The sequence below is a fragment of the Haloarcula salina genome (assembly GCF_010119195.1).
In the GTDB taxonomy this organism is placed as follows: Archaea; Halobacteriota; Halobacteria; order Halobacteriales; family Haloarculaceae; genus Haloarcula; species Haloarcula salina.
In genome coordinates, this window is the sequence record NZ_WRXL01000002.1 from 183,167 (window position 1) to 207,607 (window position 24,441).

Genomic DNA, 24,441 nt, shown 5'->3' on the forward strand with positions numbered 1-24,441 from the left:
TGGCGGCCGGCCCGGCCGCGCGAGCGACGCGCCGCATCAGAACGACTTTGTACCACCACAAAATATCACTAAGTGGTATGAGCGACTTCGACCAGTTCAGCGACGTTGGCGAGGCGGAAGTGACCCGCGCGATCGGCCAGGAGTGGACCGAGGAGTTCATGGACTTTTCCGACTCCGACGTCATCATCGTCGGGGGCGGTCCTTCGGGGCTGATGGCCGCGAAGGAACTCTCGGAGCGCGGCGTCCAGACGATGGTCGTCGAGAAGAACAACTACCTCGGCGGCGGGTTCTGGCTCGGCGGCTTCCTGATGAACAAGGTCACGGTGCGCGACCCGGCCCAGCAGGTCCTCTCCGAACTCGACGTGGACTACAAGCAGTCCAAGGACAGCGACGGCCTCTACGTCGCCAACGGCCCGGAGGCCTGTTCGGGCCTCATCAAGGCCGCCTGCGACGCCGGCGCGAAGATGCAGAACATGACGGAGTTCACCGACATCGTCATCCGCGAGGACCACCGCGTCGGCGGCATCGTCATGAACTGGACGCCGGTCCACGCGCTGCCCCGCGAGATCACCTGCGTCGACCCCATCGCCGTCGAGGCGGACCTCGTCATCGACGCGACGGGCCACGACGCGATGGCCGTCAAGAAACTCGACGAGCGCGGCGTCCTGAACGCCCCGGGCATCGAGGACGCGAAGTCCAACTCCGGCATGGACCAGACGAGCGACGACACCTACGGCGCGCCCGGCCACGACTCGCCCGGCCACGACTCGATGTGGGTCGGCGAGAGCGAGGACGCCGTCGTCGAGCACACCGGCCTCGCCCACGACGGCCTCGTCGTCACGGGCATGGCCACGGCGACGACGTACGGCCTCCCGCGCATGGGCCCGACGTTCGGCGCGATGCTCGTCTCCGGCAAGCGCGCCGCCCAGGTCGCGCTCGACGAACTGGAGGTCGACGCCGACCCCGTCGACATCACGAGCCGCGACGCCGCGACGCCCGCGGACGACTGAGCCCACAGCCGTCGCGCGACGGACGGCCCGGTCGCGGCACGTCGCCGTGCCGCCCTCTGGCAGTTTACATTTAGGCTATTTTCACCGCCAAGAATGAACATTCAGACACTAATATTGCACTAACACCAACAATTATGCTATAGCGGGTAGAAAGTGCGTGTAATTACCACCCATGCCTGAGAAGATGCAGCGGACGGACGACGATCCCTTCGACGACGTCGAAGCCGGCACCGTCACGGTCCGCCTGTGGAGTCGTCGGCCGGTCTGTGGGCCGCGAACGACGGTCATCGATCGACTCACCGAACTCCGTGCCGCGGGCGTCCTCGACGACGTGGAGATCCAGACCTGGCCCGAGGAAATCGCCGTGTCGGAGCACAGCGTACACAGCGACGTTCTCGACACCGTCGAGCGCTACGAGACCTGGGCGAGCGAGCGGGGCCTGAGCCTCCGTCCGCCGTTCGAGACGCGCACGTCGTCGCTGCTCGTCGGCGGGAGCAAGGAGGTGCTCCGCACCCCGATGCTGGTCGCCGCCGCCTACGAGGGAGACGAACTGCTCGGCGTCTACCCCTGTACCGACGGTACCTCGGACTGGTCGATCACGGACTTCCTCGACGCGCTCGAAGGCGGTCTCACCGAACTGCCCCACGAATCCCCCGCCTGACGCCGCTGGCCTTCCGACGCCCGGATCCGTGCGGTCGTCACACTCGCCTGTCGCCGCCTCGCCGTCATCCCAGACCAGGGGATGCCACTGCGCCAGTCTCTGCCGGGACAGAAACGCGGGAGCGAAAACGGTATCACTCAGCGATACCACCGGCCGATACGATGGAGTCCGTCACGCTGTACCGCGCGCCGACGGCCGCGGTCGACGCAGACGCGATCGCCGCGTGGCTCGACGAGCGCGTCGATGCCGCCGTCGCCGTCCGGGATCGGTTCCTCTCGCTGCACGGCGACTCGGACCTCGCCGAATCGTTCGCGGAGGCCCGCGTGCTCTCGCCCCACGACCGGGAGACGGGCAACACGATGCTGGGCATCGTCCGCTACGAGGAGCGGGCGCTGGACTCGCCCGAGCGCGCCGGCGGCGTCATCTACGACGGGCTGGCGGTCCAGCGCGCGCTCCACGAGCGACTCCCCGCCGACGAACGCTCGCTCGACCACCTCCACGTCCCGCTGCTGGACCGCGTGGTCGGGACCTGGGGCGACCACGACGGCCGCTGGCACAAGCGCGTGACCGTCCTCGGCCAGCCCGCCATTGTCTCCGTGCCGGGGCTGTACGAAGCGCCCGCCAAGCCCGAGGCGTACTACAAGGAACAGCAGAAACACGCCCTCCTCTCCGGCGACGCGCCGCCCCGCGAGGTGCTCGAAACCGAGGTCGAGGGCGACTTCCTCGTGGCCGACGACCCGCGCACGACCGACGCGCTGACGGGCTACGTCCTGCAGGCGTACCACTACCTCGACACCGGCGAGGCATTCTGCGAGGACGAGGGCTGTCGGCTCCACAACCCCCATCGCCAGCCCGGCGTCGTCGACGCCCAGTTGCGCGGCACCGACTTCTGTCCGCGCCACGCCGACCGCTACGGGCGTTAGACTGTCGGTCCGAAGTCGTCCATGACAGCACGGACGAGTTTCGCCTCGGCGCGCTGGAGGTGGTCGCTGACCGTCGCGGGGGCACACTCCAGTTCGGCGGCCACGTCCTCGTGGGTCGCACCGCGAGGCCGGTCGTAATATCCCAGGGCGAGGGCCGTCTTCACGGCCTGGCGCTGACGCTCGCTGAGCTTGGACGCCGGCTGCGCCAGTCCATCGCTGACGGCGCCGATGCTGTCCAGCCGTACGTCGATGGGCGCTGGCGCGTCGTCGAGGGCGTCCTGCAGCGGCCCCGCTTCGCCGACCACGCGACAGGAAACCGTGCCGTCGCGATAGATGAGCGGCTTGAGGACGACGATGCCGAGCCGAGTGCTGGCGTCGTGTATCGCGTCGAACATCGGCATCGACAGCGGCCGGTTCTCGACGAGTGCGTACGTCCGTCGCCGCTTGGCCCCCGAGAGCGTCACCGATTCGACGCCGGGCGTCGAGGGCGCGCGGTCGGCGAACCGGGTCGCGTCGCCGTCGATGGCGAACAGCACGGTATCACACCCTTTGGAGGTACGATTCCAGTCGATAATACGCGACTCCTTGACTTCGGAGTCGTTCGCCAGCAGATCGAAGAACTCCGGCGCGTAGTTGGGCGGAACGCGAGCGGTGACCCGGAGATGTTTCATGTCCGAATTGTGCCAGAATCGTCATATAAATCCACCTCTCATACGTCACAGAATGCTCTCGGTGTCGGCGAGCGACAACGCTGACGACGATGGCGAAACCGAAACAGCAACGTGGTGCGAGCGAGCCCGACCGGGCGGTCGCCGCTTCGACGGCGGCGATACGTGCCGACGGCCTCCGCGTCACCTACGCGGACGGAACGACAGCCGTCCAGAACGTGACGCTCACCGTCCCTCGCGGCGAGTTCTTCGGATTTCTCGGGCCGAACGGCGCCGGCAAGACGACTGCCGTCAAGGTGTTGGCGACGCTGCTGGAACCGACCGAGGGGGGAGTCATCGTCAACAGTCACGACGCGACCGCGGCGCAGACGGCGGTCAGAGAGACCATCGGATACATGGCACAGGACGTGAGCGTCGACGAGGAATTGACGGCGCGAGAGAACGTCGCCTTTGCCTGCGAGGCTTACGGCGTCCCGCGCGGTCGGCGAGCAGAGCGAATCGAAGAGTTGCTCGACCTCGCAGACCTCGGAGATGTCGCCGACACGCCCGCCGGACGGTTCTCCGGTGGGATGAAGAAGCGACTCGACGCCGTGACGGCGCTCGTCCACGACCCGGACCTCGTCTTCCTTGACGAACCGACGACGGGGATGGACCCGAAGGCGCGAAACCGCCTGTGGGATCACTTCCGCCGACTCAACGAGGCGGGGACCACGATATTCCTCACGACCCAGTATCTCGAAGAAGCCGACGCGCTCTGTGACCGCGTCGCCGTCCTCCGGGACGGCCGCATCGCCGCGACGGGGTCGCCCGCCGAACTGAAGCGCCGCGTCGGCGGTCAGATCCTCGAAGTCGACGTGGACGGCGGCCGTGAGACTGCCGAAACGGCTGCCGACCTGGCCCGTGAGGGGACGCGCTTCGGTCCGGACGCGACGATCGAAACCGTCGACGACACGGTTCGGGTGACGACGACGGACGCCGCCGAACGCGGCACGGACTACCTGCTTGCGCTCCACGAGGCGGGCATCGCCGTGACCGGTTTCGACGTGGACGAACCGACGCTCGACGACGTTTTTCTCGCCATCGCGGACGGGCGAACCGACGGCTTCGACGTCGGGGACGACGGCGAGACCGGGCCGGGGACGTCCGGAGGGACACGATGAGTTCCGCGGGCGTCGACGCCGGTCCGTCGCGGTCGGTCGAAAACTCCCTCGTCGGAGACATCTGGGTCAATTTCAAGCGGTGGGCCCGGAAGGCGATTCGGAATCCGACCGTCGTCTTCCTCGAACTCTTCATGGCGGTGTTCTCCCTGCTGATGTTCACGGCCGTCTTCGGCGATGTCGGCACCCTCGCTATCGAACGGGCCGGATTCGAGGGCGTCGGCTACCTCCCCTTCGTCCTCCCCGCAGCCGTCGTCCAGGTGTCGATGTCGTCGTCGCTCTCCTCTGGCCTCGGACTGGTCGAGGACCTCCAGACGGGGATGTTCGAGAAGGTGACCGTCTCGCCGATGCGCTGGACCGCCGTCCTCGCCGGCAAGGCCGCCGCCGAACTGTTCCGCCTCGTCTGTTACGTGTTCGTCATCTTCGGTCTCGGATTGGCGATGGGTGCCACCGTCGAGACCGGACTCGTGGGGCTGTTCGGCATCGCCCTCGTCTGTGTCCTCTTCGCGCTCTGGTACATGGCGCTCTCGAACGCCGTCGCGGTGGTGACCCGGGACGAGGAGACGCTCGACGCCGTCGGGAACCTCCTCCTGTTCCCGCTTCTGTTTCTTTCCTCGGCGTTCCTCCCCGTGTCGTCGCTGCCAGAGGCGGTGCAGGTGGTCGCCATGGTCAATCCGGTCACCTACGGCGTCGACGCGATTCGAGCGCTGGTCCTCGGACGGGACGTGCTGACAGTCGTCGAGGTGACGGCGTTCGGCGGCGTCTCCGATACCCTCGTGCCGGCGCTCGCGGTTCTCTGTGCGCTCGATGTCGTCTTCGGTGCCGTCTCCGTCTGGCTCATGGGCCGTGCGACGGGATCCGAGGTGATGTGATCGGGCCGCTCTGACCTACCCGCCGAATCCGCTGGAAGTGTTTCGGCCCTCCCGGCCTCCCCCGAGACCCGCGTGCGCTACGCAATTGTCCCGCTGAGCAGGCCGACGAAGCCGCCGGCCATCGTCTCGTAGCGCCGCTCGGTCGTCCGATCGGTGAGTCGCTCCCGGGCCGCGGCCACCCGGCGCTCGAACGCGCTGGCGTGAGACTGCCGGGACAGCCGCGTCCCCGACGCTGAGAGCCTGACAAACCCCTCGAAGGCGACGTTCAGCGGGGCGGCGAGCGCGCTCGGACTCCGCTGGAAGTTCAGCAGCGCGACCCGTCCACCCGGGCGGACGCTGTCGCACCACGCGTCGACGGCGGCCGCGGGGTCCTCGAAGATGCCGGCGACGAACGTCGCGAGCACGGCGTCGACGTCTCTGACCGGTGGTCGGGCGGCGTCGGCCCGGACGTAGTGGACGCTCTCGCCGGTCCGAGCGGGGCGCTCGCGCGCCCGGTCGAGCATCTCGCGGGTCACGTCGACGCCGATCACTCGGCCTGCCGGCCCGACGTGCTCGCGGAGGACCGGCACGTTCGCCCCGGTCCCACAGCCCATCTCGACGACGGTGTCGCCGGGTGAGAGCGCGAGCGCGTCCGCGGTCCGCTCGCGCCAGGACGAGACGCCCGGCGCGCTCGCGAGGCGGTCGTAGACGGCAGCCCACCGGCCGTAGAAGGACTGCGCGTCGGTCACAGGATCTCGCGCGCCGTCTCGGCGACCGACGCGGCGTCGTCGCCGAGCAGGTACACCACCGGCTCGATGCCCATCGCGCCGGTCTGATACAGCGCGTCCGCTCCGGGGTCGTCCGCCAGCGCGGCCGCGACGGCGGTCTCGACGGTCTCACCGGCGTCGAACTCGACGGCCGTGTAGCCCGCGTCCTCTAGCGCGGCCACGACGGACTCGTCGTACCGGACGTTCAGGACCGCGCGAGCGTCGCTGCCGGCGGCCCGCGCCGCGAGCAACAGCGTGGCGACGTGCTCGCTGACGCCGAACTCCGGCTCGGCCGGGATGGTCGCCCGCCCCTTCACGTCGAGGATGCGACCGGGGACCGCCGCCACGTCCTCGATGCCCTCCGCGTCGGGGAGGCACTGGACGAGGTTCGACCCGACCGCCGGGATGAGCGTCGCGAAGCCGCTCGTGTTCTCCAGGACCGAGAGCCCGCGGCGGACCGACGCGAGCGTCTGCTCGGCCGTCCGGAGCGTCGAATCGGGGTCGTGGACGGCGAAGTCGTCGAAGGCCGACAGCTCCGGCACGGCGTCCTCGTGCAGTTTTGCCAGCGCGCCGCCCTGTTCGAGTTCGCGGACGAACACCTCGGTCTCGACGAGCGCCTGGACGGGGCTCATCTCGCCCGACGCCAGCCCGTCGGCCAGTCGCTCGACGAGTTCGTTCAGGCCGCGGTGGTCCAGCAGGTCCGCGTGACGTTCCACGTCGCCGTGGACGTACTTCGAGACGGCGCTCTGGCTGATCCCCAGCAGGTCGGCGACCTCGGACTGGGTCAGCCCGCGCTCTCTGAGCGCGTCGGCCAGCAGCGAGCGAAACGTCGGCAGGAAGTCGTCGACGACGATCTCCTCGACGAAGCGCATCTATCTGGTGCCCCCGCTGCATGGTGTTCCGCTCATTGGTCGCCTCCGAACTCACTCGCACCCAGCCGAGATTCACGGCCCGCTCGCAGTGCTCCCGGCCCGCTCATTGGTCGCCTCCGAACTCGACCGACTTTCTCGCCGATACCGCGACGCCACGCATTGCGGCCATCACTGATCGCCTCCGAACTCGCGATCTCCCTGTATCTTGCTCGCCTGCGGCCCGGTCTGGCCCTGATACTTCGAGCCTCGCTCGGCCCCGTACGGGCGGTCGGCGGGCGTCTTGAGTTCCGTGAAGGTGAGTTGCGAGATGCGCATGCCGGGCGTGAGCGCGACCGGTGCGGTGCCGAGGTTCGAGAGTTCGAGCGTGATCTGGCCCTCGTACCCGGGGTCGCATAATCCGGCAGTTGCATGCACCACAATCGCCAGCCGACCGAGCGACGACCGGCCCTCGACGTGGGCGATGAGGTCGTCGGGGATGGCGACTCGCTCGTGGGTGGTCCCGAGCACGAAGTCGCCCGGGTGGAGGATGAACTCCCCGTCATCCTCGACGACGGTCTCGTCGACGTAGTCCGCGACCTCGTCCTCGGAGTTCGGGTGGATACAGGGGATGTTGGCGTGCTGGAACTCCAGGAACTCCCGGCCCAGCCGCAGGTCGACGCTGGCGGGCTGGATCTGGATGTCCGGGTCGTCGAGCGGCTCGACGACGAGGTCGCCCTCCTCGAGTCGCCGGAGGATATCCGCGTCTGAGAGTATCATGAGAGGGCCGTTTGCGGGCGCAGGCCTAAACTTCCCGGTTCCCGTCCACCCCGGAGACGGCGAGTTCGGCGCGGAAGCTATCAGTCCGCTATAGCGTCCGTCGCCTGACGACCGTCATACCGACCAGCGTGCCGCCGAACCCGAGCAGCATGAGCGCGGTCAGTCGTTCCGCCGACGAACTCGGCCCGCTGGACGGCTGCGGGACACTGATGGTCAGCGTTCCGGTCTCGCCGGCGCTGAAGGTCCCGCTGGTAGTCGCGTGCAGTTCCTGCTGGGGGACTTCGGAGTAGTTGAACGGTCCGGGCATCGTGAACGACGCGAGGTGGAGCGTCCGGTTCGGTCCGTCCTCGGGAACCGTGAACTCTACCGTTACCTGTGTCGGGTCGTCCGGGTCGTCAAAGGTGAACGACTGCCCGGTGATAGTGACGTTCTTCAACTGACCCGCTCTGTTCTGGTGGAGCACGGACGGGTTCTGCTCGACGCCGTCCTCGGAGTTCCCCAGCGCGGACATCAGGTCGCGGTCGTTCTCCGCGTAGTACGGCGGTTCGGGTGGCGCTTCGCCCGGTCCGAAGTCTATCTGCCAGTACACCGGCTCTTCCGGCGTTTCGGTTGGCTCCTCCGGCGTTTCGGTCGGCTCTTCCGGCGTTTCGGTCGGCTCCTCCGGCGTTTCGGTCGGCTCCTCCGGCGTTTCGGTTGGCTCCTCCGGCGTTTCGGTCGGCGTCGACGGTACCGTACAGAACGCCAGGAAACTGATTCCCTGTTGCGAGGTGACCACCCCGGTCGTCTGCGGCGGGTCCTGTTCGATGGCCTGGTTTATGGTACTCCCACCGCCGGACTTGACGACCACGACGTCGACGGGGACCTGTGAGGTCCAGTTGACTTCCGTGGGACCCTCAGCGGGATTCCCGTCATCGTAGGCTGTCTCGTTGAACGTAACGACGTCGTTCGCCCCCTTCTCGAAGACGAAGCCGTAGTCGCCGTTGGTCGACGCCCAGTTGTACTTCGCCAGCAACTCCTCGCCCGGAGCGCAGGGCTGTGGCGGGCTCCGGTCGTCTGTCTGTACCAGTAGCGACTGCGTGGACTGGGTCACCTGCGACAGTCCGACCCCGGCGACGGCGACGGTCGATCCGACGACGACCAGCGCGATCGCGGCCGTGACGACGACGAGTGGGAGGCTGGCGCTTCCCGACCCGTCACTCATCGCACGACTCCCTGCCCGGTTTCCGGTCCGGGCGACGCGGCTCCCCAGCAACTGTAGCTCTGATCGATAATCTCGACGACATCGAGCATTAGTGACAATGGTGTATGCTTCGTTAGTACCCAATTTACAGCGGTAAGACTACGCTTCGACCATTTTATCAGCCAACAAGGATTGTGTGATCAAAGTTACAACCCAGATACTCTACTCGGCGGCGGACCGCGGCGGTGCCCATGGGAACGGCGAGAAGGGGTGCGGCTACCGGGTATCGCGAACGCCGCCGGGCTGGCCGGTCCACTAACCGAAGACCGAGAGAGTCTCGGGAGCAACTGCCTGGGGACGGAGCGCAGTGCCGGGGCCTGCTCGGCCACGGCGTATGTACTCTATGGTATGTGCAACCGTGCGGGTACTCCGACGGGCGTTTAAGCCAGGATGTCTATGACAGAATATGAAGCAGGCTATCGTCGCGCGGGCCGACGTCGGGATGGGCGAGGGCAAACTCGCCGCGCAGGTCGCCCACGCCTCCCTGTCGGCTTACGAGGACGCCGGTCGGAAGCCCCGGAAGGCCTGGAAGGGCGAGGGGCAGAAGAAGGTCGTCCTGAAGGCCACCAGCGAGTCCGAGCTGTTCGAACTCGCCGACGTGGCCGAGCGCGAGGGCCTGCCGCATGCGGTCGTCCGCGACGCCGGCCACACACAGCTCGATCCCGGGACCGTCACGGCGCTGGCCGTCGGCCCCGCCGAGGACGAGCTTGTGGACCGCGTCACCGGCGACCTGCCGCTGTACTGAGGGCAGTCGGCACGCGCGATAGGACTATATAATAGTAACCCTAACCTCAGGTGAACAACAGACATCACACATCATGCAAGGAAACGAACAACAGGCGTACGACCGCGGGATCACCATCTTCTCGCCGGACGGACGCCTCTACCAGGTCGAGTACGCACGGGAAGCCGTAAAGCGCGGGACCGCGAGCGTCGGCGTCCGCACCGCGGACGGCGTCGTCATCGCGGCCGACCGCCACGCCCGGTCGCCGCTCATCGAGCGCGACAGCATCGAGAAGATCCACGAGATCGACTCCCACGTCGGCGTCGCGAGCGCCGGTCACGTGGCCGACGCGCGCCAGCTCATCGACGTGGCGCGCCGGCAGGCCCAGGTCAACCGCCTGCGGTACGACGAGCCGGCGTCGGTCGAGTCGCTGACCAAGGAGATCACCGACTACATCCAGCAGTACACGCAGACGGGCGGCGCGCGCCCGTTCGGCGTCGCGCTGCTCGTGGCCGGTATCGAGGACGGCCAGCCGCGGCTGTTCGAGACTGACCCGTCGGGGACGCCCTACGAGTGGCAGGCCGTCGCCATCGGCGGCTCGCGCGAGGACATCCAGTCGTTCCTCGAGGACGAGTACGGCGAGGAGATGGACCTCGAAGGCGGCATCGAACTCGCGCTCCGGGCGCTCGCGTCGGTCAACGACGAGGGCCTCGACGCCACCGGCGTCGACATCGCCACCATCGACGTGGAGACCGAGCAGTTCCGGAAGCTCTCGGAGGAGGACATCGCCGAACGCCTCGAGGAGTTCGAACTCGGAGGTGAGAACTGATGTACGACCCCGAGAACCGACTCACCGACGCCTACGAGCCCGAGGTCGGGACTCTCCCCAACGAGGACGAGGGCCGCGACGAGGAGAACGTCGTCAAGACCGGGACCACGACCGTCGGCCTCTCGACCGAGGACGGCGTCATCATCGCGACGGACCGGCGCGCCTCGCTGGGCGGCCGCTTCGTCTCGAACAAGCAGGTCACGAAGGTGGAGCAGATCCACCCGACGGCCGCCATGACGCTGGTCGGCAGCGTCGGGGGCGCGCAGTCGTTCATCCGCTCGCTGCGCGCGGAGGCCGACCTCTACGAGGTCCGCCGGGACGAGCCGCTCTCGATCCACGCGCTGGCGACGCTCGCGGGTAACTTCGCCCGCGGCGGCCCGTACTTCGCCATCAACCCCATCGTCGGCGGGGTCGACGAGGAGGGCAGTCACGTCTACTCCGTCGACCCGGCCGGCGGCGTCCTCCAGGACGACTACACCGTCACCGGCTCCGGGACGATGGTCGCGACGGGGACCATCGAGGGCCAGTACGACCCCGAGATGAGCCTCGAAGAGGCGCGCTCGCTCGCTATCCGCGCGGTCGAGGCCGCCGCCGAGCGCGACACCGGCTCCGGCAACGGCGTCGTGATCGCCGAGATCACCGCCGAGGGCGTCGAGGTCGACGCCTTCGACGACTACGAGTCGGCGTCGTAGACCGGCCGTTTTTCGGATTGTAGTCCGGCGGTCGTCGCGGTCGGTACAGCGGCTTCTCTCACTCCCGCGGGACGACGCGCATCGGGTAGTCCGACTGGCGCATGATGTCCTGGGCGACGCTACCGAAGAGCAGCCGGTCTGTCTGACTGCGCTTGCGGACGCCGATGACCAGTTCGTCGGCGTCGATCTCCGCCGCGATGTCGAAGATATCGGTCGCCGGGCTGTTCCCCCGGATGATCTGGTAGGTTTCCACCGTCGCCTGTTCTCCGAGTCGGTCGGGAACGACCTCCAGTGCGGTCTTCCCGTCCGCGATGGCCCGCTCCGACGTGTTGGCACCGCCGCGCTGTGAGTTGACCGCGTACACGACGTCCTCGGCGTCGAGCACCCTCTGCAGGTACGAACACAGCGTTTCGCTGACTGACACCGCGTTCGTCGCGAGCACGAAGGTCGTCATGTCCTCGTTCCCGTCGGCCTGAATAATAAGTATGTTCTACGTTATCACACGTCACCTAAAGTCGGGCGGCTACCGCTCGCTGAGCACGAGCCAGCAGACCGCGGCGAAGACGGCGAGGACGAGGCAGATCGAGCCCCACGCGAGCGCCGCGAAGGCCGTCGGTCCGAGCGCTGCCAGCGCGACGAGACTCATCGCTCGTGCCCCCCGTCGGTGACCGGGTCATCGAGCGAGCGAACGTCGCGACCCAGCGTCTCCAGGTCGGCGTCCGCGTCGCCGAGCGCCGTCGCGGCCGCGGTCAGGGCCGCCGAGACGAGCGTCGCGCCGGCGAAGGCGACGAGGAACGACGGCGTCGGCAGGACGCTCCCGAGGCCCGGTATCGCGGCAAGGAGGCCTCGGAGCGTCGGGAAGTACGCGAAGCCGACGGCGAGTCCCGCCAGCCCAGCGACGATGGCGCCCGGGCCGGTGAGCCGCTCGGTGTACAGCCCCGCGAGGAAGGGGACGAACACGCCGGCGGCGAGCAGATCGGCCGTCAGGAACAGCTGGAGGACGCTGTAGCCCTGCGCGCCGATGAAGATCGCGCCGAGCGCGACGGCGACCGTCAGGCCGCGCCCGCCCAGCCAGAGGGTCCGCTCGTCCGGGTCGTCGAGCGCGCGGGCGAGGTCGGCGGTGACGACGCTGGCGATGGCGTTGAACATCGTGTCGGCGGAGCTCATCACGAGCAGGACGGCGAGGACGACGACGGCGAGCGTGACCCACGCGGGGAACGCCTCGGCCATCACGAGGAAGAAGGCGATGCTCGCGGAGCCCGACTCGGTGAGGCCCAGGCCCGCCGCGGCGATACCGAACAGGCCGGAGAGCACGAGCATCGGGACGACGACGACCGCGGCGAGGCCCATCCCGCGGCGCAGCGAGCGCTCCCCGTCGGCGGCGTAGACGCGCTGCCAGACGCCCTGGTTCAGCATGTTCGCGCCGAGCAGGGCGAAGGCGACGTAGAGCCCGAACTCCAGGCCGGGGCCGAACGCCGGGTCGAGCAGGACCGGGTCGGTCGACACCGCCGCGGCGTGGAGGTCGCCCGCGCCGCCCAGCGACAGGAGCGCGCCCGCGAAGCCCACCGCGAGCAGCGGGAGGATGACCAGCGTCTGGACGGTGTCGGTGACGATGCTCGCCAGCAGACCGCCGTAAGTGGTGTACAGCAGGACGAACCCGCCGACGAGCAGCGAGGTCTGCCAGTGGGGCACGCCGGCGACGAACGCGAGCGCGCCGGCGATACCGGTCATCTCCGCGGCGAGGAAGACGAACATGTAGAACACCGACACCGCGAGGACGAACACGTACATCCCGGTCCCGAAGCGGGCGTAGGCGAACTCCGTCAGCGAGTGGCCGGCGGGCATCACCTCGCGGATGCGCGCGCCGACGGGGATAAAAAGCGCCAGCGGGACGGCGCTCCCGATGGCGTAGCCGAGCACGGCGGGCAGGCCGCCGAACGCGGCTCCCGCCTCGGCCGGACTGAACAGGATCCAGACGCCCATCATCGACGCGATGACGGTCGCGGCGAGGGTCCCGCTCCCCGCGGAGTCGCGCGCCGAGATGAATGACTCCACCGAGTCGACGCGGCCGCGCGAGACCAGCAGGCCGACGCCGGTGAAGACGAGGACCGTCACCGCCGTCGCGGCGAGCGCGACCGTCGCGGAGACCATCTACGGGCTCACCTCGCGCTCGTCCGTCGCCGTCGTCGCGTCGGACGCCGCGTCGAAGAACTGCCGTTCGAGTTCGACGGTCCGGTCGAACAGCGTCGCGACGCGGGCCTCCCGCCGGGGCGACAGCGTCGGGCCGACGGCGTCGAGCTGGCCGCTGAGCCAGCCCACGAACGCCCGGAACGGTTCGACGGCGTGGAGGTCGACCCACTCCGCGAAGTAGAAGGGGAGACCCATGCCGGCGCTCGGCGGCCCGTCGGCGTCCGGGTCACCGTGGCGTTCGGCGGCCGCCGTCGCCCACGTCTCGTAGACCCACTCGGCTGGGACCAGCACGGCCAGCGTCTCCGCGTAGCCCCCCTCGCGGGCGGCGCGCCCGAGCAGGTCGCGGAACTGCGCCGTCACGGCCGATGGCTCGGGGTCCCGCCAGCGCGAGTCGTCGACGCCCAGCGCGGTGAACGAGCGCTCGAAGTAGTCGTCCTCCTCGTCGGTCACCGTGTCGAGGAACTCGACGAGGCTGCGCTTCGCGGCCATGTCGGGGGCCTGCCCGACGGCGTAGCCGAACGTCCCGACGAGTTCGCCGACGAAGGCGTAGTCCTGCACCAGGTAGCGCGCGAACGCGTCCTCCGAGAGCGTCCCGGCCCCGAGTTCGCGGACGAATCGGTGGTCGACGGCGGCGTCCCACGCGGCCCGGTCCCGGTCGCGGAGCCACTCGGTGAAGCGCGGGTCCTCGACGCCGGCGGCGTAGTCCGCGTACGTCTCGCCGCCGCTCATAGCTCCCAGCCCTCCCGCGTGTAGGCCATCTCCCAGAAGCGGTGTTCGAGCTTCGCGCTCGTCAGGAACGCCCGCTCCATCGCGTCGTGCTGGCCGGGGTAGCGGTCGCCGCAGCGGTCGACGTACGCGCGACACCACTCGGTCGCCTCGCGGAACTCTGCGCCGGTGTACATCTCGATGAACGGCGTGTAGCGGTGCTCCTCCTCGGCGAGGTCGGCCATGTGCTCGGCCACGTCGAGGTAGCCCTGCATGCACGGATAGAGCGCGGCGGCGATCTCGGCCTCGCGGCCCTCGTAGGCCGTCCGGACGAGGAAGTTCGTGTAGGCGAGGCACGTCGGCGCCTTCTCCGTCGTTTCCAGGTCGGCCGCGGCGATGCCGTAGTCGGCCGCGAACTCCCGGTGGAGGTCCATCTCGGTGTCGAGCACCTGGTGGGCCACGCCGAGTAAGTGCGCCATCGTCTCCTCCTCGCGGGCCGTCGCACCGGCCAGCGCGAACAGGCGCGCGTAGTCCTGCAGGTACCGGTAGTCCTGTCGAACCCAGTGCCGGAACGCCGCCTCGTCGAGCGTGCCGGCGGCCAGTTCCGTGACGAACGGGTGGGCCTTCTGTGCCGCCCAGATGTCCTCCCCGGCGTCGAGGAGTCGGTCGCTGAATGCCATGGGTGGCCGGTCAAACACGTTCCGTCGTGTTATAGGCTTCTAATATAACTTGGTTGTAGCATTCGGGCGAGCGGCGAGGGCCGGCAGGCTACTTGTGGCCGGGGCGTCTCACGTGGGGTAATGACACTGCAGTTGCCGAGCGAGATCGTCGTCGAGCGGTTCCTGCCGACGGCTCGCGCGATGCTCGCGGCGGAACTCGACGCGGAGGGGTGGACCCAACAGGAGATCGCCGACCAGCTCGGCGTCACGCAGGCCGCGGTCAGCAAGTACAAGAGCGGCGAGGTCTCCGTCGAGGAGCGCTTCCGCGAGGACCGGCGGATGGTCCAGACCATCGAGCGCATCGCCGCGGGGCTGGCCGCCGACGAGATGGACGAGTATGCAGTGCTCGACGAACTGCTCGCGCTCGTCCGCGAGTTCGAGGACCGCGGCCCCATCTGTGCGGTCCACGAGGAGGAGATGCCGGCCCTGCAGGGGATGGGCTGTGACCTCTGTGTGCGGGGCACGGACGCGGCGGTGCTCGAAGAGCGGACCGTCCTCTCCTCGGTTCGGCGGGCCACGCGCCTGCTCTCGGACGCCGCCGTCGTGGTCGCCGCCATCCCGAACGTGGGGATGAACGTCGGGATGGCGCTGCCCGGCGCCGACGACGCGCTCGACGTCGCCGCGGTCCCCGGCCGCATCCACGACCTCCGGGGCCGCGTGAACGTCCCGTCGAACCCGGAGTTCGGAGCCTCCGAGCACGTCGCGGGGACGATTCTGGCCGCGACGGCCGTCGATCCGACGCGCCGGGCCGCGCTCAATCTCGTGACCGACGAGGCGGTCCTCGACAGCGCCCGCGAGCGCGGCGTCGACCCCCTGCAGTTCGACGCGGGCTACGAGGACCGGGACGACCGCCTCGAAGCGGCGTTCCGCGAGCGCGGGGCGGTCCCGCGAGTCATCTATCACGAGGGCGCGTTCGGCGTCGAGCCGATCACCTACGTCTTCGGCGAGACGGCGGTCGACGCGGCGGAGTTCGCCGTCGAACTGCTGGAAGACGCGGCCGGATAGCCCGGCGATTCGGGCGGCCCGTCGAATCAGTCCGGGGACCGCCTCAGAACCAGCCCGTCTCGGGGTCGATCGGGTTGTTCGGCTCCTCGCCCCGGAGCACGCGCAGCACGTCCTCCGTCACCGTCTCGGTCAGTTCAGCCCGGGACTCCTCGGAGTACCACGCGACGTGAGGGCTACAGACGACGCCGTCGAGGTCGTGCAGCGGCGACTCGCCGGGCGGCTCCGAGGCGCGAACGTCGAGTCCCGCGCCGGCGATGTCGCCGTTCGTCAGCGCGTCGTACAGCGCCTTTTCGTCGACGAGGCCGCCCCGGGCCGTGTTCACCAGGAGCGCGTCGTCGCGCATCCGATCGAAGGCGTCGGCGTCGAACAGCCCGCGCGTCTCGTCGGTCAGCGGCGCGTGGACCGAGACGATATCCGACTCGGAAAGCAGCGTCTCGAAGTCGTCCACCTTCTCGACGCCGAGGTCGCCCATCCGGTAGGCCGGGACGTACGGGTCGTAGGCGATCACGTCCACGTCGAATCCCCGGAGCTTCGCGGCGAACCGGCTCGCCAGTTTGCCGAAGGCGACGAGGCCCACGGTCTGGCCCGCGAGGCGGTGCATCGGCTGGCCGACCGCCCACTCCCACTCGCCGCCCTTGACCGAGCGGTCGAAGGTGGGAATCTTCCGCAGGCAGGCCAGCATCAGCGCGAACGCGTGGGTCGACACCTCCTCGACGGAGTAGTCGGGGACGTTGAGGACCGTGACGCCGGCGTCGGCCGCGGCCTGCACGTCGATGTTGTCGACGCCGATGCCGGCCCGGCCGACGACTTCCAGCGAGTCCGCGGCGTCGACGACCTCGGCGGTGACCTGCGTGCCCGCGTCGACGATCAGCGCGTCCGCGTCCGCGACCGCCTCGGCGACGGCGGCCGGCTCCTTCGCGTCCGTCGTCTCGACCGTCGCGTCCGCCGCGTCGAGCACGGCCGCCCGCGTCGCTTCGTCCATGACTTTCGTGTCCGAGACCACGACTCGATGTGTCATACCGTGGCGTTCCGCTCGGGTCGAAATAAACCCACCACACGGCACGCGGACGGCGCTCCTCCCTCGCCGGTTTTCTCGACTATAAGTCGAGCCCGAAAGTACCGCTAGCCGATGGCCACCGATACCGAGGGGGGCGTCGACCTGCTCGACTCCTTCCGGCAATTCTTCGCACTGGAGCGGGACGTGTTGGTCCTCTCGCTGTCGATGCTGGCGTTCAGCCTCGCCTTTCAGATGACCAGCCGGTACGTCCCGGAGTACATGCGAATCCTGGGGGCCAGCGCGGGCGTCATCGGCCTCTACGGGAGCGTCGGCAACCTCATCAGCGCGGTGTACCCCTATCCCGGCGGCGCGGTCTCGGACCGAATCGGCTCGCGCCTCGCGCTGACCGCCTTCGCGACGCTTGCGACGCTCGGGTTCGGCGTCTGGTACCTCGCGAGCGTCGTCGGCGACGTGACCGTCGGCGCGTGGACGCTTCCGGCGTGGTGGCTGGTGTTTCTCGGCCTCTTCCTCGCGCAGGCGTGGAAGTCCTTCGGGCTGGGCGCGACCTTCGCCATCGTCAAGCAGAGCGTCCCGCCGGAGCGGCTGGCGATGGGCTTCGCCAGCACCGAGGTGTTCCGGCGCATCGGCTTCCTCGTCGGGCCGCTGGCCGCCGCGGCGCTGCTCGCGGCGACCGCGACGTTCGTCGGCGGCTTCCAGCGGGTCCTCCTGCTCGCCGTCGCCTGCGGGTTCGTCGCCACGGTCGCCCAGCACCTGCTGTACGACGCCAGCGAGGACACGCTCGGAAAGTCCTTCGAGGGGGTCGGCCAGGCCCTTCGGGACCTGCGGACGATGCCGGCGACCCTGCGGCCGCTGCTGGTCGCCGACACGCTCATCCGGTTCGCCAACGGCATGGTGTACGTCTTCTTCGTCATCGTCGTCACCGACTTCCTCTCCGTCGGGTTCACCGGATTCGGCGTCTCGCTGCGCCCGGACGCCTTCTTCGGCGTCCTGCTCGGCGTCGAGATGGTCGTCGCCGTCGTCTCGATGGCACCCGTCTCGAAGTTCGCCGAGTGGGCCGGCCTCAAGCCCGCCGTCGCCCTGGGCTTTCTGGTGTACGCGACGTTCCCGCTCTTGCTCATCGTCGCCCCCGCCGATCAGTGGCTCGTCCTCCTCCTGTTCGCCTTCTCCGGCCTCCGGTTCGCCGGTCTGCCCGCCCACAAGGCGCTCATCGTCGGCCCGGCCGAGCGCAACGCCGGCGGTCGCGTCACGGGGACGTACTACCTCGTCAGAAACGTCGTCGTCGTCCCGAGCGCCGCGCTCGGCGGCTGGCTCTACGGCAGCGAGTGGGCCCTGACCGTCCGCGGGCTGACGCTCCGGGCGGGCCCCGAACTCGCCTTCGGCGCGGCGACCGCCGTCGGACTGGTCGGCGTCGCGTACTTCCTCGCCTTCGGCCGGGAGTTCGAGGCGTACGCCTGAGCCGCCCTCACAGCGCCTCCCACTCCTCTTCCGGCGGGAGCTCCTCGCCGCAGCGCGGGCAGTACCGCATCGGCGCGCGCGATTCCTGGCCGTCCCTGTCGAACGTGATCCGTCGGCCGCAGTGCTCGCATGCTATCTTTGCCATCGTGGTGTTCACTGGCCGTCCGCCGTTCGACGACCTACCCGTACCTGGGACGCCCAGCGTGGTAAGTCTGCGCACGGGTCGGCTAGCGGTGGGACGTTCGGCGGCTAGCGGCCCGGATCGCTGCGTCACGCTCCCCCGCGACGCGCCGCCCGAGAGCGCCAGCCCTAAGCGTCGACCCGCGAACACCCCACCATGCGCGAGGCCCACCCCATCGAGCGGGCGGTCGGCATGGAGCACTACGTCAGCGACGCGGCGGGGGTGGGCGGTCGCCTCCGCGACAGGCCCGCGGACTTCCGCGTCCGGGAGCTGGAGGCGTTCGACACCGAACCGGTCGACGCCGACACCGGCGCGTACCCGCACCTCGTCTTCCGGGCGGAACTGGCCAACTGGGACACCAACGACTTCGCCAGTCGCCTCTCGGACCGACTGGGCATCTCCCGCGAGCGGGTGTCCTGGGCGGGGACGAAGGACAAGCGCGCCGTCACGACGCAGTTGTTCTCGGTGAAGGGAATCGACGCCGACGCGCTCCCCGAAATCGACGGCGCGACCGTCGAGGCCGTGGGTCGCGCGGGCCGCCCCATCCTCTTTGGCGACCTCGCGGGCAACGCCTTCGAGATCGTCGTCCGCGACGCCGAGCGGCCCGAGAACGCCGCCTCGGTCGTGGCGGACCTGGCGGCCTTCGCCTGCGGAGAGGACCCGACGGCGGACGACGGGGCGAGTGCCACCGAGGACTTGCCGGACGGCGAGACGACGGTCGGCGTGCCGAACTACTTCGGCCAGCAGCGCTTCGGGTCGCGCCGCCCGGTCACCCACGAGGTCGGCCTCGCCATCGCCCGCGGCGACTGGGAGGCCGCCGTCCTGGCGTACGTCGGCAATCCGCACGAGCGCGAGCCGGAGGCCACCCGCGAGGCCCGCGCCTACGCGGACGAGACCCGCGACTGGGCGGGGGCGCTCGACAGGCTGCCCGGGGCGCTGGGCTACGAGCGCTCCATCTGTCACCGCCTCGTCGAGAACGGGGCCGACGAGCCGGCGGACTTCCGCGAGGCCCTCGAATCCCTGCCGTCGAACCTCCAGTCGCTGTTCGTCAACGCCGCCCAGTCGTACGTGTTCAACCGCATCCTCTCGGAGCGCCTGGAGCGGGGCCTGCCGTTCGACCGCCCCGTCGAGGGCGACGTGGTGTGTTTCCGCGACGGCGACGCGCCGAGCGACCTCGCGGTCCCGGACCCCGGCCGCGTCCAGCGCGTCACGGAAAAGCGGCTGTCCACCGTCGAGCGCCACTGCGAGCGCGGCCGGGCGTTCGTCACCGCGCCGCTGGTGGGGACCGAGACGGACCTCGGCGACGGCGAACCGGGCGACATCGAACGCGCGGCGCTCGACGACGTGGGCCTCGAACCCGGCGACTTCGATCTCCCGGGCGAGTTCCACAGCGATGGGACACGGCGCGCGATACTGCTCCGGACCGACCTCGGCGTCGACCGCGACGGCGACGATCTGACGTTCGCCTTCGCGCTCCCGAAGGGGAGCTACGCGACGGTGGTCCTCCGGGAGTTCCGGAAGGGCGACCCGGCCGCGTGAGCCGCCGTTCGGGACCGCCGCGACTCGTCCCGATCGTCCACTCCGGCGAGTAGAAACGGGTAAGTCCGGTCGCCCGCCCCTTCCGGTATGGGCGAGCTACCGGACGAGTTCTCGTGTACCATCACCGACTGGGAGTACATCTACGGGCTCTGTCGCGACGTGGCCGACGACGTGAAGGCCGCCGACTTCGAGCCCGACGTGGTCGTCGCGCTGGCCCGCGGGGGCTGGTTCGGCGGGCGCTGTCTCTGTGACTTCCTCGGGCTGGACGACCTCGCGAGCCTGAAGGTCGAACACTACGTCGGGACCGCCGAGAAGGGCGAGGAGGCGCAGGTCCGCTACCCGCTCGCCGACGGCGCGGTCGAAGGCAAGGACGTGCTCGTCGTCGACGACATCGCCGACACCGGCCAGTCCATCGAGACGGCCGCTGAGTGCGTCCGCGACCGGGACCCGAGCGGCGTTCGGACGGCGACGCTCCAGTTGCTCCAGACCAGCGACCACGAACCGGACTTCGTCGGCGAGCACCTCGACGAGTGGGCCTGGGTCGTCTATCCCTGGAACTTCGTCGAAGACATGATCGAACTCGCCGCCGGCGTCATGGAAAAGAGCGACCGCTCGGTCCACAGCGAGGACGACCTCCGGCGACTGCTCCGGGAGTACCACGGCGTCTCGCGGACGGAACTGGAGATCGCCCAGCCGAACCGACTGGACGAGGTCACGAGCGAGATGGAGCGGCGCGGCGTCGTCGAGTCGACCGGCGACGGCTGGCGACTGGCCGAGAACTGACGGGAGCGAGCGCGGCGGCTATCGTCGCGGTCGCGGTTCTGTCACCGCTTCCGGTCAGCGGCGCGTTCGGCCGTCGTCGCGGACGTATTCGAGCGCGCTGAGGAACAGCTCGGTGTCGACGCGGTCCTCCGACTCTTCGAGGCGCTCGCGGATCTTGGCCGGTGTCATGGTTACTGTTAACATACGACTTGATGCGTGATAACTCTTTCTCACGGAGCGACAGGTCCGGTTCGCGTCCGCTCGACGGCCGCCGCGGCTACGCGCGGTTCACGGGCCGCGGTTACGCGCGTTCGACGAACCGCGCGTCGGCGGAGGTGTGACCGCGATTGAACGAGAGCACCTTCGCGCGGATCACGTCGCCGGGCGAGACCGACGCGGGCACGTCGTCGGTGAACAGCACGAACCCCTCGACCTTCCCGACCGCGACGCGGTCGCCGGAGTGGTGATCGGTGAACTCCGTGACGCCGAACTCGTAGGTCTCGCCGAGTTCGACGGGCGGGTCGCGCTGCTGTGCGGCGTCGTGGGCGCGCTTCGACGCGCGTTCGCCCGAGGAGCGTCGCCGGAGGAGGCCGCCGAGGGCGAGCACCGCGAGGGCGGCCCCGCCGGCGATGAGCCAGACGAGTTGCATAGCTGGTCTCTCAGGCCGGAGCGTATTACCGTTCGGGGTTCAGAGTCCGAGGCGGTCTCGCAGTCCGCCGCTCGACTCCCGAGAACTGGAGTCGGATTCGCCGGCGTCGCCGTCCCACTCCCCGGGGAGCTCGTCGGCGAGGCCGGCGACCTCCTCGTCGCTGAACCGCGGGTCCGAGGCGGCCTCGTCCAGCCAGTCCTCCCACTCCGCCGGCGTCAGCAGGCCCTCGGCGTCGACCTCCCACTGGTCGACGAGCGCTTCCCGGTCGCGAAACGGGATGTCCATGCCGCTGTCGCCCCAGTACAGCGGTGAGAAGGCAAAGTCGTGGGCGTCGCCGTCGAGCCAGACGAGCCGGTACGGGTAGTCGTTGTAGTTGAACACGTCGTCCGGCGAGACCACGTCGCCGTTTGGCAGTTCCAGCGTCTCGGACATACTCGCCGCTACGGGCCTCGGCCCTTTCAGGATTCCGCGGGCGCGGACGCCGACCTCGGGCCGCAGTCGACGCTACACGAGCGGGTCGCACAGCGCCCACTCGTCGGCCGCGGGGTCGAGGTTCGACGGCTCCGCGCCGCGGGTCGTCAGGACGCCGGCGTGGTAGTACATCGCCTTCAGCTGGAACACGGTGGGCGAGTGGTACACGCTCCCGTCGGTGAGCGCCTCGCGCCGGAGGTCGCCGTCCCCGGTCAGGACTCGCTGGCGCACGTCGTCGTCGCCGCGGAGGAACAGTTCGACGGTGAACTCGGGATGGAGCGCGTGGAGGTACTCGACGAACTCCACGAGCGAGGGCGTCGCGTGGCCGTCGCGGTGGAGGGCGTACAGTTCCTCGACGAGCAACTGGGTCGCAGGGTAGTGATAGACGATCCGGCGGACGAGTTCGCCCCACTGGGGCGCGACCTCCACGAACCGCTTCCGCGAGCGCTTCCAGTCCGCGAACCCGTCGAGCGCGGCGTCGACGGAGCCGGCCGTGCGGAGCGCGAAGCGGACGACCTCGCGACCGAGCGGCGTCAGCGCGAGCGAGCCGCGACTGTCGTCGACCAGATTCAGGAAGACAGCGCCGGCCACGGCCGAGTCGACCGCGCCGACGACTCGGTCCTCGACGAGCGACCGGGCGTCGCCGTCGTGTGCGACGGCCAGCGGGACGCCGACGTAGTTCTTGGGGTGATTGAGGCCGAAGTTCCGGTCGGCGACGCCCTGGGCGCTCGCCTGGAACCGGATGGCCGAGGCGGCGTCGGTCGAGCCGTGGCCGACGACGCGCGGGCGTTCGAGCACCGTCACCTCGCCGTCGGCTTCGACGCCGAGGACGCCGACGTTGAGTTCGCGGGCCATCGTCCGCGCCGCGGTCGGGATGGCCCCGCGCGGCGCGCTCACGAAGGCGACGTTGGCCTCGTTGAGTCGGTCGTGGGCCTGGACGACGGCGCGCTCGGCGTCGACGGTCCCGGCGTCGGTGTACCCCTTCGCCTCGACTGCGATCAGCGGCGGGTCGTCGCCCAGTCGGTCGACGGCCAGCAGGTCCGACCCGAGCCGGTCGACCCCGACGAGGTCCGGGTAGCCCGTCCCGACCTGAACGTGGTTGAACGGGGCGAGCGCGTCCCGCACCGACTCCGAAATCGGCGTCTCGTCCAGCCAGCGGGCCTGTGCGAACTGCGTGTCGGCGACGACGTAGGCGTCCTCGCCGCCGTCGAACAGCCTGTCCTTGGTCCGGGCGAGCACCTGTGGTTCGGCGAGCCCGTCCGCCGCGGTAGCCATGGCCGGCGTTCACACAGGACCGGCATGAGTGTTGTCCACGGCGGCGCGGCTAAGGGGAGTCGGTGGCGAGGGGCAGAAGCGGCGACGGCCGATCGGGACGACTGCCGCGGGCGGCGAGTGGGAATGTCGATTGGGTCCTCAGTACTCGTGGAGCGGCCGCTGTCGGATCTTCGTCCGGAGGTCGGCGAGCGAGGGGTCGTTCTCGCCGACGAACTGCTGACAGACGGTGTGGACCTCCTCGCGGGAGATCTTGACGTTGCCCTGCTGGATCACGTCCGCGGGGCGCTCGCGGAGTTCGCGGATGGTCCCGACGGCCAGCAGGAACGGGATGGCCCACGCCGAGAGCGTGTTCCCGCGGGTCTCGGGCATGGCTTCGAGCCACTGGTGGGCGTCGTCGAGGTAGCCCTCGGCGCGCCGGGTGACCTGCTCGATGACCGGGACCAGCGAGTCGACGTTGTCGGGGTCGCCCACGTCGCTGTGGTCGAGCCCCTGCTCGTCGAGCAACTCCAGTGGGAGGTAGACGTTGTTCTCTTCCTCCATGTCGGTCGCGGCGTCCTTCGCGACGTTGACGAGCTGGAGCAACAGCGCGAACGAGCGGGCGTTCTCCTCCATCTGGGCGACCTGCTCGTCGGTGGCCTCGTGGGAGACGAGACCGGTGACGAGCGTCCCGACGGTGCCGGCGGCGTACCAGCAGTACTCTTCCAGTTCGTCGAGCGTCTCGATGCGCAGGCCGCCGGCGTCGGCATAGCGGTCGACGAACATCGCCATGCCGTCGACGAGTTCCCGGACCGGCCCGCGGATGGCTCGCGCGGAGTGGTCGTCGAGCGTGCGGAACACGTCGACGACGCGGCCGGCGTTCGCGACGACCTCCCAGTCGGCGTCCGTCGTCGCCGGGATCCACTCCCCGACGGTGTCGTGAAACGCCGCGATGGAGGTCCCGTTCGACGGTTCGAGGACGCGGCTGTACGTCCGGAGCAGTTCGGCCTGGACCGCTGGCGGCAGGTGACCGGCGTCTTCGATCGTATCGGCGACGCGACAGAGGAGATAGCCCAGACAGATGTCCCGGGCCATCGGTTCGTTGAGTTCCGAAATCGTCAGACTAAACGTCCGCGACACGCGGTGAACGGCATCGTAACACCACTCGACGTCTTCCGAAGACGACCGGCCTGTGTGGTTTTGAGACATTCCCGACATCCGGGGTAGGGCATACGATGATAAAAATGGGACGGCTACAACGTCGTTTGCCGTCCGCGCCCGACGGGCGGTCCGACAGAATCACCTGTTCGGAGTCCGAACGGCAGGTATGGTTGCTCGACACAACG

Annotated in this window: 28 protein-coding genes; 12 read left to right on the plus strand and 16 right to left on the minus strand. The window is 69.3% G+C overall.

Annotated elements, in window-relative coordinates:
• Positions 1–77: 77 nt before the first annotated feature.
• The 3 genes from GM656_RS05840 to GM656_RS05850 all read left to right on the plus strand — a co-directional run bounded on the left by GM656_RS05840 (position 78) and on the right by GM656_RS05850 (position 2,594).
• Positions 78–1,010 carry a sulfide-dependent adenosine diphosphate thiazole synthase gene (locus GM656_RS05840; protein ID WP_162412732.1) on the plus strand — a complete coding sequence of 311 codons (933 nt, stop codon included), beginning with the start codon at positions 78–80 and terminating at the stop codon, positions 1,008–1,010.
• Positions 1,011–1,182: 172 nt separating this feature from the next.
• Entirely contained in the window at positions 1,183–1,671 is a 489-nt protein-coding gene (locus GM656_RS05845) for an HTH domain-containing protein (protein WP_162412733.1), read from the plus strand.
• A 161-nt stretch (positions 1,672–1,832) separates the two neighbouring features.
• Entirely contained in the window at positions 1,833–2,594 is a 762-nt protein-coding gene (locus GM656_RS05850) for a DUF7001 family protein (RefSeq protein WP_162412734.1), read from the plus strand.
• Here the strand turns inward: GM656_RS05850 and GM656_RS05855 are convergent.
• Positions 2,591–3,265 (minus strand): helix-turn-helix domain-containing protein, encoded by a 675-nt coding sequence (locus tag GM656_RS05855; protein ID WP_162412735.1) that lies wholly within the window; start codon positions 3,263–3,265, stop codon positions 2,591–2,593. The genes GM656_RS05850 and GM656_RS05855 overlap by 4 nt on opposite strands.
• 89 nt (positions 3,266–3,354) lie before the next feature.
• Here GM656_RS05855 and GM656_RS05860 point away from each other — a divergent pair, with 89 nt between their 5' ends.
• Together GM656_RS05860 and GM656_RS05865 are read left to right on the plus strand one after the other, a co-directional pair.
• Positions 3,355–4,422, plus strand: a complete 1,068-nt coding sequence (locus GM656_RS05860; RefSeq protein ID WP_162412736.1) for an ABC transporter ATP-binding protein — start codon at positions 3,355–3,357, stop codon at positions 4,420–4,422.
• A complete protein-coding gene (locus GM656_RS05865) occupies positions 4,419–5,291 on the plus strand; it encodes an ABC transporter permease (RefSeq protein ID WP_162412737.1) in 873 nt (290 codons plus the stop codon). Before GM656_RS05860 ends, GM656_RS05865 begins: the two co-directional genes overlap by 4 nt.
• A gap of 77 nt (positions 5,292–5,368) precedes the next feature.
• On the opposite strand, the gene GM656_RS05870 is transcribed toward GM656_RS05865, so the two are convergent.
• The 4 genes from GM656_RS05870 to GM656_RS19205 form a co-directional block, all read right to left on the minus strand.
• Positions 5,369–6,019, minus strand: a complete 651-nt coding sequence (locus tag GM656_RS05870; RefSeq protein ID WP_162412738.1) for a class I SAM-dependent methyltransferase — start codon at positions 6,017–6,019, stop codon at positions 5,369–5,371.
• Positions 6,016–6,909, minus strand: coding sequence for a thiamine-phosphate synthase family protein (locus GM656_RS05875; RefSeq protein WP_162412739.1), 894 nt, complete (start codon positions 6,907–6,909; stop codon positions 6,016–6,018). The genes GM656_RS05870 and GM656_RS05875 overlap by 4 nt, the downstream gene beginning before the upstream one ends.
• A gap of 168 nt (positions 6,910–7,077) precedes the next feature.
• On the minus strand, positions 7,078–7,665 hold the full coding sequence (gene dcd, locus GM656_RS05880; protein WP_162412740.1) for a dCTP deaminase: 588 nt from the start codon (positions 7,663–7,665) through the stop codon (positions 7,078–7,080).
• Between the two features lie 88 nt (positions 7,666–7,753).
• The gene (locus GM656_RS19205) at positions 7,754–8,866 is read right to left on the minus strand and encodes a hypothetical protein (protein WP_194242948.1); all 1,113 of its coding nucleotides are present in this window, start codon (positions 8,864–8,866) and stop codon (positions 7,754–7,756) included.
• A 445-nt stretch (positions 8,867–9,311) separates the two neighbouring features.
• Here GM656_RS19205 and pth2 point away from each other — a divergent pair, with 445 nt between their 5' ends.
• The 3 genes from pth2 to psmB all read left to right on the plus strand — a co-directional run bounded on the left by pth2 (position 9,312) and on the right by psmB (position 11,150).
• Positions 9,312–9,650 carry a peptidyl-tRNA hydrolase Pth2 gene (gene pth2 / locus GM656_RS05890; RefSeq protein ID WP_162412741.1) on the plus strand — a complete coding sequence of 113 codons (339 nt, stop codon included), beginning with the start codon at positions 9,312–9,314 and terminating at the stop codon, positions 9,648–9,650.
• Between the two features lie 73 nt (positions 9,651–9,723).
• Complete coding sequence (psmA, locus tag GM656_RS05895; RefSeq protein WP_162412742.1) at positions 9,724–10,458, plus strand: archaeal proteasome endopeptidase complex subunit alpha; 735 nt, start codon at positions 9,724–9,726, stop codon at positions 10,456–10,458.
• Complete coding sequence (psmB, locus tag GM656_RS05900) at positions 10,458–11,150, plus strand: archaeal proteasome endopeptidase complex subunit beta (RefSeq protein WP_162412743.1); 693 nt, start codon at positions 10,458–10,460, stop codon at positions 11,148–11,150. Before psmA ends, psmB begins: the two co-directional genes overlap by 1 nt.
• 58 nt (positions 11,151–11,208) lie before the next feature.
• Here psmB and GM656_RS05905 read toward each other — a convergent pair whose 3' ends face one another.
• From GM656_RS05905 to tenA, 5 genes are all read right to left on the minus strand, one after another.
• Entirely contained in the window at positions 11,209–11,604 is a 396-nt protein-coding gene (locus tag GM656_RS05905; protein ID WP_162412744.1) for a universal stress protein, read from the minus strand.
• Between the two features lie 69 nt (positions 11,605–11,673).
• Positions 11,674–11,796: a hypothetical protein gene (locus tag GM656_RS19465; RefSeq protein ID WP_277815041.1), complete on the minus strand. Its 123-nt coding sequence runs from the start codon at positions 11,794–11,796 to the stop codon at positions 11,674–11,676.
• Positions 11,793–13,301: a sodium:solute symporter family transporter gene (locus GM656_RS05910; RefSeq protein WP_162412745.1), complete on the minus strand. Its 1,509-nt coding sequence runs from the start codon at positions 13,299–13,301 to the stop codon at positions 11,793–11,795. Before GM656_RS05910 ends, GM656_RS19465 begins: the two co-directional genes overlap by 4 nt.
• The gene (locus GM656_RS05915; protein ID WP_162412746.1) at positions 13,302–14,069 is read right to left on the minus strand and encodes a TenA family protein; all 768 of its coding nucleotides are present in this window, start codon (positions 14,067–14,069) and stop codon (positions 13,302–13,304) included. It lies immediately after the preceding gene.
• Positions 14,066–14,725 (minus strand): thiaminase II, encoded by a 660-nt coding sequence (tenA, locus tag GM656_RS05920; RefSeq protein ID WP_162412747.1) that lies wholly within the window; start codon positions 14,723–14,725, stop codon positions 14,066–14,068. Before tenA ends, GM656_RS05915 begins: the two co-directional genes overlap by 4 nt.
• A 120-nt stretch (positions 14,726–14,845) precedes the next feature.
• Between tenA and GM656_RS05925 the strand changes: the two genes are divergently transcribed.
• Complete coding sequence (locus GM656_RS05925; protein WP_162412748.1) at positions 14,846–15,769, plus strand: thiamine-phosphate synthase family protein; 924 nt, start codon at positions 14,846–14,848, stop codon at positions 15,767–15,769.
• 43 nt (positions 15,770–15,812) lie between these two features.
• Here the strand turns inward: GM656_RS05925 and GM656_RS05930 are convergent, their stop codons facing one another.
• Positions 15,813–16,787, minus strand: a complete 975-nt coding sequence (locus GM656_RS05930) for a C-terminal binding protein (RefSeq protein WP_162412749.1) — start codon at positions 16,785–16,787, stop codon at positions 15,813–15,815.
• Between the two features lie 111 nt (positions 16,788–16,898).
• Here GM656_RS05930 and GM656_RS05935 point away from each other — a divergent pair, with 111 nt between their 5' ends.
• On the plus strand, positions 16,899–18,242 hold the full coding sequence (locus GM656_RS05935) for an MFS transporter (RefSeq protein WP_162412750.1): 1,344 nt from the start codon (positions 16,899–16,901) through the stop codon (positions 18,240–18,242).
• Positions 18,243–18,249: 7 nt separating this feature from the next.
• Here GM656_RS05935 and GM656_RS05940 read toward each other — a convergent pair whose 3' ends face one another.
• Positions 18,250–18,387, minus strand: a complete 138-nt coding sequence (locus tag GM656_RS05940; protein WP_162412751.1) for a hypothetical protein — start codon at positions 18,385–18,387, stop codon at positions 18,250–18,252.
• A gap of 192 nt (positions 18,388–18,579) precedes the next feature.
• Between GM656_RS05940 and truD the strand changes: the two genes are divergently transcribed.
• Positions 18,580–19,962 carry a tRNA pseudouridine(13) synthase TruD gene (truD, locus tag GM656_RS05945; protein ID WP_162412752.1) on the plus strand — a complete coding sequence of 461 codons (1,383 nt, stop codon included), beginning with the start codon at positions 18,580–18,582 and terminating at the stop codon, positions 19,960–19,962.
• A gap of 87 nt (positions 19,963–20,049) precedes the next feature.
• Positions 20,050–20,745, plus strand: coding sequence for a phosphoribosyltransferase (locus tag GM656_RS05950; protein ID WP_162412753.1), 696 nt, complete (start codon positions 20,050–20,052; stop codon positions 20,743–20,745).
• A 280-nt stretch (positions 20,746–21,025) separates the two neighbouring features.
• Here the strand turns inward: GM656_RS05950 and GM656_RS05955 are convergent, their stop codons facing one another.
• The 4 genes from GM656_RS05955 to GM656_RS05970 form a co-directional block, all read right to left on the minus strand.
• Positions 21,026–21,373: a TRAM domain-containing protein gene (locus GM656_RS05955; protein ID WP_162412754.1), complete on the minus strand. Its 348-nt coding sequence runs from the start codon at positions 21,371–21,373 to the stop codon at positions 21,026–21,028.
• A 39-nt stretch (positions 21,374–21,412) separates the two neighbouring features.
• Positions 21,413–21,805 (minus strand): hypothetical protein, encoded by a 393-nt coding sequence (locus GM656_RS05960; protein ID WP_162412755.1) that lies wholly within the window; start codon positions 21,803–21,805, stop codon positions 21,413–21,415.
• A 72-nt stretch (positions 21,806–21,877) separates the two neighbouring features.
• Positions 21,878–23,119, minus strand: a complete 1,242-nt coding sequence (locus GM656_RS05965; RefSeq protein WP_162412756.1) for a hypothetical protein — start codon at positions 23,117–23,119, stop codon at positions 21,878–21,880.
• 138 nt (positions 23,120–23,257) lie between these two features.
• Positions 23,258–24,304: a phytoene/squalene synthase family protein gene (locus tag GM656_RS05970; protein ID WP_174242943.1), complete on the minus strand. Its 1,047-nt coding sequence runs from the start codon at positions 24,302–24,304 to the stop codon at positions 23,258–23,260.
• Positions 24,305–24,441 lie beyond the last annotated feature (137 nt).

What these genes read in the sequence shown, in the direction of transcription:
- GM656_RS05840 (WP_162412732.1), top strand. Translation starts at nt 78, where the DNA reads ATGAGCGACTTCGACCAGTTCAGCGACGTTGGCGAGGCGGAAGTGACC.
- GM656_RS05845 (WP_162412733.1), top strand. Translation starts at nt 1,183, where the DNA reads ATGCCTGAGAAGATGCAGCGGACGGACGACGATCCCTTCGACGACGTC.
- GM656_RS05850 (WP_162412734.1), top strand. Translation starts at nt 1,833, where the DNA reads ATGGAGTCCGTCACGCTGTACCGCGCGCCGACGGCCGCGGTCGACGCA.
- GM656_RS05855 (WP_162412735.1), bottom strand. Translation starts at nt 3,265, where the DNA reads ATGAAACATCTCCGGGTCACCGCTCGCGTTCCGCCCAACTACGCGCCG.
- GM656_RS05860 (WP_162412736.1), top strand. Translation starts at nt 3,355, where the DNA reads ATGGCGAAACCGAAACAGCAACGTGGTGCGAGCGAGCCCGACCGGGCG.
- GM656_RS05865 (WP_162412737.1), top strand. Translation starts at nt 4,419, where the DNA reads ATGAGTTCCGCGGGCGTCGACGCCGGTCCGTCGCGGTCGGTCGAAAAC.
- GM656_RS05875 (WP_162412739.1), bottom strand. Translation starts at nt 6,909, where the DNA reads ATGCGCTTCGTCGAGGAGATCGTCGTCGACGACTTCCTGCCGACGTTT.
- dcd (WP_162412740.1), bottom strand. Translation starts at nt 7,665, where the DNA reads ATGATACTCTCAGACGCGGATATCCTCCGGCGACTCGAGGAGGGCGAC.
- GM656_RS19205 (WP_194242948.1), bottom strand. Translation starts at nt 8,866, where the DNA reads ATGAGTGACGGGTCGGGAAGCGCCAGCCTCCCACTCGTCGTCGTCACG.
- pth2 (WP_162412741.1), top strand. Translation starts at nt 9,312, where the DNA reads ATGAAGCAGGCTATCGTCGCGCGGGCCGACGTCGGGATGGGCGAGGGC.
- psmA (WP_162412742.1), top strand. Translation starts at nt 9,724, where the DNA reads ATGCAAGGAAACGAACAACAGGCGTACGACCGCGGGATCACCATCTTC.
- psmB (WP_162412743.1), top strand. Translation starts at nt 10,458, where the DNA reads ATGTACGACCCCGAGAACCGACTCACCGACGCCTACGAGCCCGAGGTC.
- GM656_RS05905 (WP_162412744.1), bottom strand. Translation starts at nt 11,604, where the DNA reads ATGACGACCTTCGTGCTCGCGACGAACGCGGTGTCAGTCAGCGAAACG.
- GM656_RS19465 (WP_277815041.1), bottom strand. Translation starts at nt 11,796, where the DNA reads ATGAGTCTCGTCGCGCTGGCAGCGCTCGGACCGACGGCCTTCGCGGCG.
- GM656_RS05910 (WP_162412745.1), bottom strand. Translation starts at nt 13,301, where the DNA reads ATGGTCTCCGCGACGGTCGCGCTCGCCGCGACGGCGGTGACGGTCCTC.
- GM656_RS05915 (WP_162412746.1), bottom strand. Translation starts at nt 14,069, where the DNA reads ATGAGCGGCGGCGAGACGTACGCGGACTACGCCGCCGGCGTCGAGGAC.
- tenA (WP_162412747.1), bottom strand. Translation starts at nt 14,725, where the DNA reads ATGGCATTCAGCGACCGACTCCTCGACGCCGGGGAGGACATCTGGGCG.
- GM656_RS05925 (WP_162412748.1), top strand. Translation starts at nt 14,846, where the DNA reads ATGACACTGCAGTTGCCGAGCGAGATCGTCGTCGAGCGGTTCCTGCCG.
- GM656_RS05930 (WP_162412749.1), bottom strand. Translation starts at nt 16,787, where the DNA reads ATGACACATCGAGTCGTGGTCTCGGACACGAAAGTCATGGACGAAGCG.
- GM656_RS05935 (WP_162412750.1), top strand. Translation starts at nt 16,899, where the DNA reads ATGGCCACCGATACCGAGGGGGGCGTCGACCTGCTCGACTCCTTCCGG.
- GM656_RS05940 (WP_162412751.1), bottom strand. Translation starts at nt 18,387, where the DNA reads ATGGCAAAGATAGCATGCGAGCACTGCGGCCGACGGATCACGTTCGAC.
- truD (WP_162412752.1), top strand. Translation starts at nt 18,580, where the DNA reads ATGCGCGAGGCCCACCCCATCGAGCGGGCGGTCGGCATGGAGCACTAC.
- GM656_RS05950 (WP_162412753.1), top strand. Translation starts at nt 20,050, where the DNA reads ATGGGCGAGCTACCGGACGAGTTCTCGTGTACCATCACCGACTGGGAG.
- GM656_RS05955 (WP_162412754.1), bottom strand. Translation starts at nt 21,373, where the DNA reads ATGCAACTCGTCTGGCTCATCGCCGGCGGGGCCGCCCTCGCGGTGCTC.
- GM656_RS05960 (WP_162412755.1), bottom strand. Translation starts at nt 21,805, where the DNA reads ATGTCCGAGACGCTGGAACTGCCAAACGGCGACGTGGTCTCGCCGGAC.
- GM656_RS05965 (WP_162412756.1), bottom strand. Translation starts at nt 23,119, where the DNA reads ATGGCTACCGCGGCGGACGGGCTCGCCGAACCACAGGTGCTCGCCCGG.
- GM656_RS05970 (WP_174242943.1), bottom strand. Translation starts at nt 24,304, where the DNA reads ATGTCTCAAAACCACACAGGCCGGTCGTCTTCGGAAGACGTCGAGTGG.